Below are 9,454 nucleotides of genomic sequence, written 5' to 3'. Positions count from 1 at the left end.
AGATCTACACCGTCTAATTCGTCGGCAGCGTCAGATGTGTATAAGAGACCATAGCGGTCGGGAGGCTGCTCAGACGTTGAAGCGGAACTCCACGACGTCGCCGTCGGCCATCACGTAGTCCTTGCCCTCCATGCGCACCTTGCCGGCCGCGCGGGCGGCGGCCATCGAACCGGCCGCGATCAGGGCGTCGTACGAGACGATCTCGGCCTTGATGAAGCCACACTGGAAGTCGGTGTGGATGGCCCCGGCGGCCTCCGGCGCGGTCGCCCCGGCCCTGATGGTCCAGGCCCGGGCCTCCTTCGGGCCGGCCGTCAGGAACGTCTGGAGCCCGAGGGTGTGGAAACCGATCCGGGCCAGCTGGGCGAGGCCGCTCTCCTCCTGGCCGAGCGAGGCCAGCAGCTCCGCGGCGTCGGCCTCGTCGAGCTCGGCCAGTTCGGCCTCGACCTTGGCGCACAGCACGATCGCGTCCGCGGGCGCGACGGACCCGACAAGTTCCTTGCGCCGACCGGGATCGGCGAAGACGTCCTCGTCGACGTTGAAGACGTAGAGGAAGGGCTTGGCGGTGAGCAGGAAAAGCTCCCGCAGGGCGTCGCGATCGATCTTCGGTTCCGAGGACAGCGTGCGACCGGCGTCAAGCACCTCGCGCGCGGCCTTCACCGCGGCCAGCAACGGCTGCTTCGCCTTGTCGGCCCGGGCCTCCTTCTCCAGCTTCGGCAGGCGCGCGTCGACGGTCTGCAGATCGGCGAGGATCAGCTCGGTGTTGATCGTCTCGATGTCGTCGGCCGGGTCGACCCTGCCCTCGACGTGCACCACGTCAGGATCGGAGAACACCCGGACGACCTGGCAGACCGCGTCGGACTCGCGGATGTTCGCGAGGAAGCGGTTCCCCAGGCCCTGCCCCTCGGACGCGCCTCGGACCAGGCCGGCGATGTCCACGAAGCTGACCGTGGCCGGCACCGTCCGGGCGCTGTCGTAGAACTTCGCGAGCTCGCCGAGACGCGGATCGGGCACCCCGACCACGCCCACGTTCGGCTCGATCGTCGCGAACGGGTAGTTCGCGGCCAGCACCTCATTGCGCGTCAGGGCGTTGAACAACGTGGACTTGCCGACGTTGGGCAGCCCGACGATCCCGATCGACAAGCCCATGGCCGGTCAGTTTACGGGCCTCACGGCTACGGGCCTCACGGCTACGGGCCTCACGGCTACGGGCCCTGCGGCCGCTCACCGGGAAGCGCCCCGCCGGGAAGGGCCCCGCCGGGGACCGACTCGCCGCGAAACCGCGCGAAACTGTCGGAGGGCCGTGATTGCCTCTCTCCCGTGGACACGACCAGCGCGCTGCTGGCCCTGATCGGGCTGGCTCTCGGCGCCATGGGCGGATTCGCCGCCGCGCGCCGCTTCGCCGATCCGCGGGTCGCCGCGCTCACGGCCGCGCACGCCGCCGCCATGCGGGAGCGCGACCAGGCCCGGGAGGCCGCCGCCGCCGCTGCCGAGCGCGCGATGCTGGCCGAGTCGGACGTGTCCAGCCTGCGCACCGCGCTGGAGTACGAGCAGCGAGCGGCGGCCGAGCGGGTGGCGCTGGTCGAGCAGAGCCAGGACCGGCTCGCCGAGAGCTTCCGAGCGCTGTCCGCGCAGGCTCTGGAGGGCGCGAGCCGTCAGTTGGTGGAGCTGGCCTCCGCCCGGCTGGACGAGGCCGGCGCCCGTGCCCGCGGCGACCTCGACGCCCGTCGTTCGGCGGTCGAGAGCATGGTGACGCCGCTGCGGGAGGCCCTCGGGCGGATGGAAGACCGGCTGCGGGAGCTGGAGACCGCGCGCACCGAGGCCTACGCGGCGCTCGTCGAGCAGGTGCGGTTCGCCCGTGAGGCGTCGGAGAACCTCCGGTCGGAGACCGCCGCGCTCGTGACCGTGCTGCGCCGGCCCCAGACCCGCGGTGCCTGGGGCGAGATGCAGCTGCGCCGGGTGGCAGAGGTGGCCGGCATGCTCAACCGCTGCGACTTCACCGAGCAGATGACGATCCAGGGCGACGACGGCCCGCAACGGCCCGACATGGTCGTCCATCTTGCCGGTGGCCGCAACGTGGTCGTCGACGCGAAGGTTCCGCTCAGCGCGTTCCTGGAGGCCGCCGACACGACGGACGAGGACCATCGCGCGCGCCGGATGGCCGCCCACGCCCGCCATCTGCGTGCGCATGTCGACGGCCTCGGCGCCAAGTCCTACTGGCGGCGGCTGCCGTCGTCCCCGGAGTTCGTGGTGCTCTTCGTCCCCGCCGAGGCGTTCCTGGCCCCTGCCCTCGATCACGATCCCGGCCTGCTCGAACACGCCGCCGGCAAGAAAGTCATCATCGCTACCCCAACCACGCTGATCGCCATGCTGCGCACCATCGCCCACGCTTGGACTCAGGATGCGCTGACCGCACGGACGAAAGAGATCTTCGAGCTGGGTCGCGACCTCTACACCCGCCTCGGCACCCTGGGCGAACACGTCGATCGCCTCGGTCGCTCGCTCGGCCGGGCGGTGGGGGACTTCAACGCCACCGTCGGCTCGTTGGAAAGCCGGGTGCTGACCCCTGCCCGCCGGCTCGCGGCCATGGAAGTCGTCGAGGCGGGGCTCCCCAGTCCGGTTCCGGTGGAGACCGGCGTGCGGCCGCTGTCCGCCGCCGAGCTCCTGAGGAGTACCGGGGAGGGCGCGACGACCGGGCGGGGTGGCGCCATAGAGGACCTCGGAGTCGATGCCGGGTATCAGACCTCTGACGGCGCAGATCCGGTCAGATGAGACGCAGACGACTAGCATAAGGAGGCTTAAGCAACGGAAAGCAGTGAGATCGACACCGAAAGCTCAAATACGAGAGCTGATGCGCATGTCTGGCGCATCGCCCTGACGCATTGGAAATCTGCGGGCGGTACCTTGCCTTCGTGAGTGTGCCGCCTCACCGGCAGTCGGCCGGACCGCCGGACAGATCCGCACGCGCTCGCGGGCATGACGATCTGTACGCCCGCAGCTCGCGCGGTCGGGCGGGTGGGCCGCCGCCCACGCTGTTCACGGGCAGCCGCCGGGGCCTCACCGCGCTCGGCACCGGCATCCTCGTCCTCGTCCTCGGTGGGCTAGGTGCCATCGTGGACTCCGCGATCTTCGGTTCCCTGAAGTTCGCCTTCGGCGTGCTGTTCATCGGCTCGTGCGTCCTCGCCGCGGTCCGCGTGCATGCGGATGACCTCATCGGCGTAGTGATCATGCCGCCGCTCGCCTACGCGCTCATCGCCCTCGGCGTCGGCTACCTGAACCCCGCGGCCGGGGACGGCAGCTCCGGCCTGCGCAACAAGGCCATCGACGTCGGCTCGGAGATGATCTTTCACGCTCCGATCCTGCTGACGGCCTTCATCCTGGTGGCCGTCATCGCGCTCTTCCGGGGTCGCCGCGCCCAGGTGGCGCGCCGCGAGCGGCAACGTTCCCTCTCGCAGTCGGCCGCCGAGCGCCGACGCCGGTCATAGTAGGCCCGGACCGCCGCTTCCCCGCGCCAGTTCCCCACGCCAGGTCGGCCGTACCGCCACAACCGACCCATGAGTAAATCCGCGCCCTCAATAAAAACAATAACAGGCATGTAGCTGGAACGGCCGACGACAAACACCGGCAACGCGACCACACCTATTGCCGCAGCTCGTGCTAGATTCCATGCCGCATCACGCACCCGCCGCTCAGGCGCACTTCCACTGGCCTATCGGGTGCCGCATCCCCTGGAGGCGGCGGACGTAGGGAGGCCCGCTTGTCGTGCACGTCTCACGCTTTCTCCGGCGAGCACGTCCTGTCCGCTGGTGAGCCGGCCGGGTCCCGGTGACCGCCAGTCCCTGCTCAGCGGGGAGAACCCCGGTGATCCCGATGTTGCGCTACCGGTCTCTCGACACGCAGCCGCCACGCGGCCCGCGACGTCGGCTGATCCCCTTCTCGACCTTCATGCGGCACTGCGCCATCATCGCCGCCTCCGGCCGGCAGGCGCTCACCGTGTCGAAATATGCCGCATCCCTGCGCGCGGCCACCTCGTCGGCCAACCCGGTCGTCATCACCTTCGACGACGGCGGCGTGGAAACCTTGAAGGCTCTCCGCCGGCTGGCCGAGACGGGTCTGACGGCGACGGTATTCGTGACCAGTTCGCGGGTCGGTGATCCGGGCTATTTCAACCGGACCGACCTTCATCGAATACGGGGTCTCGGGATAGAAATCGGCGGATCCGGTCACACCGGACGGCGGCTGGACGAGCTGGCGCGGACCGACGTGATCGCCGAACTGACGCTGTCGCGTCGTCGGCTGGCCGTGGCGACCGGGGACGAACCTCGCACGTTCGCCTACCCCCTCGGCGGATACGACCCGTCCGTACGCCAGCTTGTGATCTCGGCCGGCTACAGTTCGGCCTGCGCGGTACGCGACGTCCTCTCGCATCCCGCCGACGACCGCTTCGCCCTCGCTCGGTTGACCGTCGAGGCGAACACGCCCGACAGCCGGCTTCTCGCGTGGTTGGAAGGCGTCGGGCGGCCCGCGCCGCCTCTCACGGTGCCACGAGCCCACACCCATCGGTTTCGGCGCGCAGCCCGTCAGCCCGATCTTTTCACCCCCCGGCTCGGTCAGCCTGATCCTGGCCCGGTAACCGGCACCGGGGACCCGGGCGACCTCGCATCCCCCAGCCTCAGCTCGCCGTCACAGGCCCTGCCGGAGCACTGAACAGGCCGAACAAACTGAGCAGACGGGGTGGCGGCGGTACTCCGCCCGCGGGCGGTCAGCGAGAGTGCCACGGCGTCCCGCGGCGGGTCGGTGCGCAGGGCCAGATCACCGAGCGGACTGGTCACCCCGAGCCAGTACCGCTCGTTGCGGTAGTGGTGCAAACGATGCCCTCGCCACAACCGCCGGTAGTAGGCCGTGCGCGGGGGGACCCGGGTATGGATGAGGAAATGCGTCCAGTCGTAGACGAGCGCACCCATCCCGAGGCAGAGCGCGCCGGTCGCCGCCCACGGCGGCCCGAGCAGCGCCGGCGCCGCGACGGCGACGGTTCCGCTGATCACCTCGCGGGGGCGCAAGAACATCGTGTCGAGGTTGGTCGGATCGCGGTGATGCTGCTCGTGCCCGTATCCGGCAAGCTGGTAACCGATCGATCCCAGCCGGCTGCCCGGCCGGGCGTGGAGCAGTATCCGGTGCACACTCCACTCGACGAAGGGCTGCGCCGCCATGGCAGCCACCGCGACGCCGGTGTCCCGGATCCGCCACGGGCCTCGGACCGCCCGCAGGGCGGCAAGCGTCCCCACGCAACCAAGCAGGACGGGGGGCCGTGGATGGCGCAGGAACCTGCGTGCCGCACCCGCCAGCGTCCGGACCTCCGCGGCGCTGCCGTGCGGTCCCGGGGGGTCGAGGCGCGCGAACACCCTCGCGGGGACGGAAGGTCGCGGGTAGAGCACCATGCGACCACCTCCCGACCAGATCGGAGTCGGAACGGAACCGGAACAGCATGGAAACTGTACGGAACTCCGACCGGACCGGCGACTTGGATCGGAGCTGCGACCGGAGTGGCGACCGGGACAGCGGCGGCTCAGAACGGGACGGTGGAGTACGCCTGCAGCTTGGTGAGCTGATGCTGGCTGTCCACTCGGCGGATGGTGCCCGAGCGTGACCGCATCACCAGCGAGGACGTGTTCGCCCCGCCCGGCCGGTACCGCACCCCGGCGAGCAGTTCGCCGTCCGTGATGCCGGTCGCCACGAAGAAGACGTTGTCACTGTCGACGAGGTCCCGGGTGGACAGTACCCGGGTCGGGTCGCCCCCGAGGTCAGCGACCTTGCGATACTCCGCGTCGTCCCGCGGCCACAGCCGGCCCTGGATCACTCCGCCCAGGCAGGTCACCGCGCAGGCCGTGATGATCCCCTCGGGAGTGCCGCCGATCCCTAGCAGCAGGTCCACGCCGGTGTCCGCCGAGGCGGCCATCACCGCTCCGGCGACGTCGCCGTCGGAGATCAGCTTAACTCGGGCGCCGGCCGCCCTGATCTGCTCGACCAGTTGGCTGTGCCGGGGCCGGTCCAAGACCACCACGGTGACGTCCCGCGGGAGGATCTCCTTGGCCTTCGCCACGGCGCGGATGTTGTCCTCCACCGAGGCCGTGATATCCACCGCCCCGGCCGCCTCCGGGCCGGTGACCAGTTTCTCCATGTAGAAACACGCGCTCGCGTCGTACATCGAGCCACGCTCGCTGACCGCCATAACCGAGATGGCGTTATTCATCCCCTTGGAGGTCAGCGTCGTACCGTCCACGGGATCCACGGCGACGTCGCACTCGGGCCCTTCCCCCGAACCGACCACCTCGCCGTTGAACAGCATGGGGGCCTCGTCCTTCTCCCCCTCGCCGATCACGACGACCCCGCGCATCGAGACGGTGCCGACCAGTCGGCGCATCGCGTCGACGGCGGCCCCGTCCGCGCCGTTCTTGTCACCACGGCCGACCCAGCGCGCCGCGGCGAGCGCGGCTGCCTCGGTTACCCGGACAAGTTCGAGCGCGAGGTTGCGATCCGGAGCCTGTCCCTGCACGGCCAGCGTGTCGGGCACGGACGAGGCGTCGGAAGGCCTGGAAACGGAGGATTCAGCAGTGGAAGACACGGCCCCGAGCCTAGTTCGGGAGCCCCGTCGGCGCCCGAGATAGGCCCAGAGTGACGCCGAATATACCTTCATGACCCTATCCCGCCGCGGAGGTGTGCCTGCGGCCGTCCGGCAAATCCGGCCTGTCGTCGACACGACACCTCGAATCCGCCGAAGAGGCACGCAACCTTCAACCCGGTACGCGCGTCCAACGAAGCATCGGGCAGCCGTCACGCGGAGGGGGCGTGACGGCTGCCCGACAGGTCCCGGCGTGGCCGGTTCCTCACCCCGCGCTCCCCGATAAGGCCATCCAGCCGGGCGAGAGCCTGAACACACCACCACCCCTGCGAGCCGCCCAGACGTGGTCTGGGTGCCCATCCGGGGGCTCAGACCTGGAAGATGGGGACGTGGCACGACGACGCGGTCAGGAAACGATCAGAGACATGGCGCTCTCTCTCGCCGTAGTCATGGCGGGTGTCCTGCTCTTCGTCATCTTCGTCATGCCCCGCGGAAGCGACGAGCCCACGGTCAAGGTCGTCGCGACGAGTGAGCCGATGGCGGCGTTCGCCCGCCAGGCGCCCTACTCCCCACTCGGGCCGGCTGGCCTGCCCTCCTATTGGAAGCCGACCTCCATCCGCCTGACGCTGCCCACCGGTGGTGCCGACGGTGGTCCCGCCGAGGCGACGATCGGCTATGTCGTCGATCGGCCCGACCATCGGACGTTCGCTCGCTTCGTCGAGAGCAACGCTCCCACCGCGGTCCAGCGGATCCTGGGGAACCGACCGGCCAACGGCACGGTCGATGTGGAAGGCGTCGCCTGGCAGCAACGCCGGGACGGCGATGGGCATCTCGCGCTCACCCGGACCGACGGCGGCGTCACCGTGATCGTGGATGATGGAGGCGGCAAAGGCGGGGCGAATCAGGCCGATCTGGTCACCCTCGCCGCGTCACTGCGACCGGTCGTTCCCGCCGCCACGAACTGATCGCGCCGCCGGTGCGAGCCTGGTCGGTGGGAACCCGGTCGGTGCAAGCCGCCCGGTCAGCGCGAACCCGGTCATCGCTGGACGGCGACCGCGATGACGGGAGGCCGTGCGGGCGCGACGGCCGTTGCGGCCGGTGGCTCGCCCCCACCCTCCAGCGCGGTGGCGGCCGGGATGAGAATCGCCATGCCGATGACCAGCCCGGCCGCCCGACGTAGCAGCGGGCCCGTCGTCGGCATCCGCCATCCGAGGTGGGCGCCGCCACCCCGCGTCCCGGTCATCCCACCCCTCGGCACGGCACCCACGGCGGCAACCGAAGGCGGAGCGTACTCTCGGGCGAGGTCGCCGAGAGGCCGGCGACGAGGCGTCGGGCGTAGCGCGGGCATTGCTACCTCCGGACTGGATGTCCTGCGGGTAACGGCCAGTGTGCCAGGCCGGACGTGGTCCGTCTCGGACCGCGACCGACCTGAAACGCCGTGCAGTGACCTTGTACTATGGATCTCTACCGGACCGACCGGGTTCAGCCATGATTGTTCCTTGTTGGATATCATGTTGGCCAGGCGGAGGGGAAATCGCCACGCCGGTGCTCCCTGGCCGTCGGGTCGCCCAACGGTGGATGCTGAGTCGGGGCCGAACCCGTAATCACCGATAGCCCACCGGGACCGAGCCGCAAACGCCGATGGCATCCTGAAACGATGGCACCCCGAGGCAGGGGGCCTCCCCGCTCCGCCGGGGCCGGCCCGGAACCGCGCGGTCCACGGATTGAGCGGACCTCGCTGTAGAGGGTTGTAGAGGCATAGAGGGTTCTAGAGGTTAGAGGGCCACGGAGGCGGCACGGAGGTGGCCATGCCCGAAGCATTCAACGACAGCCCTACCGGTCACGCCTCGGGCTCCGCCGATGTCCCCCCGCCGGGCGTCCCGGCCCCACCGGTCACCTACGAGGCCGCGCGGGCCGAACTCGAGGAGGTCGTCCGCCGGTTGGAGGCCGGCGGGGTGAGTTTGGAGGAGTCACTGATCCTCTGGGCACGGGGCGAGGAGCTCGCCAGGACCTGTCAGGCGCTGCTCGACGGCGCCCGCGCTCGACTGGCCGCGGCGACTCCACTCCCCTGAGCGTCTCCTGATCTCCTGAGCGTCTCCTGAGCGAGCGGCCCCTCCAGCCGACGGGCCGCCGGGCCTGCTCAGCCGTCCACGACCGTCGCGCGCAGCGTTCCGCCCGCCACCCGGATGGCGAGCCCGTCCCCGGCCGCAACCTCGGCAGGCCCGCGCACAACCGCACCATCCACGGTGCGCTGCACCACGGCGTACCCGCGGTCGAGGGTCGCCGCCGGCGACAGCGCGCGCATCCGGGCGCGGGTGGCGGCCAGATCGTTCCCGGTCACATCTATCATGTGGCGGACGCAGCGGCGCGAACGGGCGAGGAGCGCCGACACGTCGTCCGCTCTGCGGCCCACGTCGCGCGTGGGCGTTGCGAGCACGGGGCGCCCCCGGGTGTCCGCCAGCCAACGTTCCTCCCGGTCGAGCCGGTGCTCGACGACCCGCCGGGCCCGGGCCCGCAGCTGGGCGACCGCGATCGCCTGCTCACCGACGTCCGGCACCACCCTCTTCGCCGCGTCCGTCGGTGTGGAGGCGCGGACGTCGGCGACAAAATCGAGCAAAGGGGTGTCCTGCTCGTGTCCGATTGCCGACACCACCGGGGTACGCGCGGCCACGACGGCCCGCAGCAGCGCCTCGTCAAAGAAGGGCAGCAGATCCTCCAGCGACCCGCCGCCACGAGCGATGACGATCACCTCCACTTCGGCACGCGCGTCGAGTTCCCGCAGCGCGTCGATGACCTGGGCGACCGCGAGAGGCCCCTGGACGGCCACCTCCCGTAACA

At 70.4% G+C, this 9,454-nt stretch carries 10 protein-coding genes; 5 read left to right on the top strand and 5 right to left on the bottom strand.

The window, feature by feature from the left end; all coding sequences use genetic code 11:
- Window positions 1-69: 69 nt before the first annotated feature.
- A complete protein-coding gene (ychF, locus tag ACY45C_RS08915) occupies window positions 70-1,146 on the bottom strand; it encodes a redox-regulated ATPase YchF (protein WP_462187150.1) in 1,077 nt (358 codons plus the stop codon).
- Between the two features lie 171 nt (window positions 1,147-1,317).
- Here ychF and ACY45C_RS08910 point away from each other — a divergent pair, with 171 nt between their 5' ends.
- From ACY45C_RS08910 to ACY45C_RS08900, 3 genes are all read left to right on the top strand, one after another.
- A complete protein-coding gene (locus tag ACY45C_RS08910; RefSeq protein WP_462187149.1) occupies window positions 1,318-2,769 on the top strand; it encodes a DNA recombination protein RmuC in 1,452 nt (483 codons plus the stop codon).
- A gap of 146 nt (window positions 2,770-2,915) precedes the next feature.
- Entirely contained in the window at window positions 2,916-3,482 is a 567-nt protein-coding gene (locus tag ACY45C_RS08905) for a DUF6542 domain-containing protein (RefSeq protein WP_462187157.1), read from the top strand.
- A 385-nt stretch (window positions 3,483-3,867) separates the two neighbouring features.
- Window positions 3,868-4,704 carry a polysaccharide deacetylase family protein gene (locus ACY45C_RS08900; protein WP_462187156.1) on the top strand — a complete coding sequence of 279 codons (837 nt, stop codon included), beginning with the start codon at window positions 3,868-3,870 and terminating at the stop codon, window positions 4,702-4,704.
- On the opposite strand, the gene ACY45C_RS08895 is transcribed toward ACY45C_RS08900, so the two are convergent.
- Window positions 4,608-5,435: a sterol desaturase family protein gene (locus ACY45C_RS08895; RefSeq protein WP_462187148.1), complete on the bottom strand. Its 828-nt coding sequence runs from the start codon at window positions 5,433-5,435 to the stop codon at window positions 4,608-4,610. The two genes, ACY45C_RS08900 and ACY45C_RS08895, sit on opposite strands and share 97 nt — an antisense overlap.
- A gap of 128 nt (window positions 5,436-5,563) precedes the next feature.
- Window positions 5,564-6,568 carry a class II fructose-bisphosphatase gene (gene glpX / locus ACY45C_RS08890; RefSeq protein ID WP_462187147.1) on the bottom strand — a complete coding sequence of 335 codons (1,005 nt, stop codon included), beginning with the start codon at window positions 6,566-6,568 and terminating at the stop codon, window positions 5,564-5,566.
- Between the two features lie 437 nt (window positions 6,569-7,005).
- Between glpX and ACY45C_RS08885 the strand changes: the two genes are divergently transcribed.
- Complete coding sequence (locus ACY45C_RS08885) at window positions 7,006-7,581, top strand: DUF4245 domain-containing protein (RefSeq protein WP_462187146.1); 576 nt, start codon at window positions 7,006-7,008, stop codon at window positions 7,579-7,581.
- A gap of 71 nt (window positions 7,582-7,652) precedes the next feature.
- Here the strand turns inward: ACY45C_RS08885 and ACY45C_RS08880 are convergent, their stop codons facing one another.
- Window positions 7,653-7,859 carry a hypothetical protein gene (locus ACY45C_RS08880; protein WP_462187145.1) on the bottom strand — a complete coding sequence of 69 codons (207 nt, stop codon included), beginning with the start codon at window positions 7,857-7,859 and terminating at the stop codon, window positions 7,653-7,655.
- A 559-nt stretch (window positions 7,860-8,418) separates the two neighbouring features.
- On the opposite strand from ACY45C_RS08880, the gene ACY45C_RS08875 reads away from it, so the two are divergent.
- On the top strand, window positions 8,419-8,688 hold the full coding sequence (locus tag ACY45C_RS08875) for an exodeoxyribonuclease VII small subunit (RefSeq protein WP_462187144.1): 270 nt from the start codon (window positions 8,419-8,421) through the stop codon (window positions 8,686-8,688).
- Window positions 8,689-8,756: 68 nt separating this feature from the next.
- On the opposite strand, the gene xseA is transcribed toward ACY45C_RS08875, so the two are convergent.
- Window positions 8,757-9,454, bottom strand: a 698-nt coding sequence (gene xseA / locus ACY45C_RS08870) for an exodeoxyribonuclease VII large subunit (RefSeq protein ID WP_462187143.1), incomplete at its 5' end; no start/stop codon positions are given.

Source organism: Frankia sp. CcWB2, assembly GCF_977927585.1.
This window is presented reverse-complemented; position numbering and strand designations above follow the sequence as displayed.

Coding starts and splice junctions, on each gene's coding strand:
- ychF (WP_462187150.1), bottom strand. CDS start 1,146: ATGGGCTTGTCGATCGGGATCGTCGGGCTGCCCAACGTCGGCAAGTCC.
- ACY45C_RS08900 (WP_462187156.1), top strand. CDS start 3,868: ATGTTGCGCTACCGGTCTCTCGACACGCAGCCGCCACGCGGCCCGCGA.
- ACY45C_RS08895 (WP_462187148.1), bottom strand. CDS start 5,435: ATGGTGCTCTACCCGCGACCTTCCGTCCCCGCGAGGGTGTTCGCGCGC.
- ACY45C_RS08880 (WP_462187145.1), bottom strand. CDS start 7,859: ATGACCGGGACGCGGGGTGGCGGCGCCCACCTCGGATGGCGGATGCCG.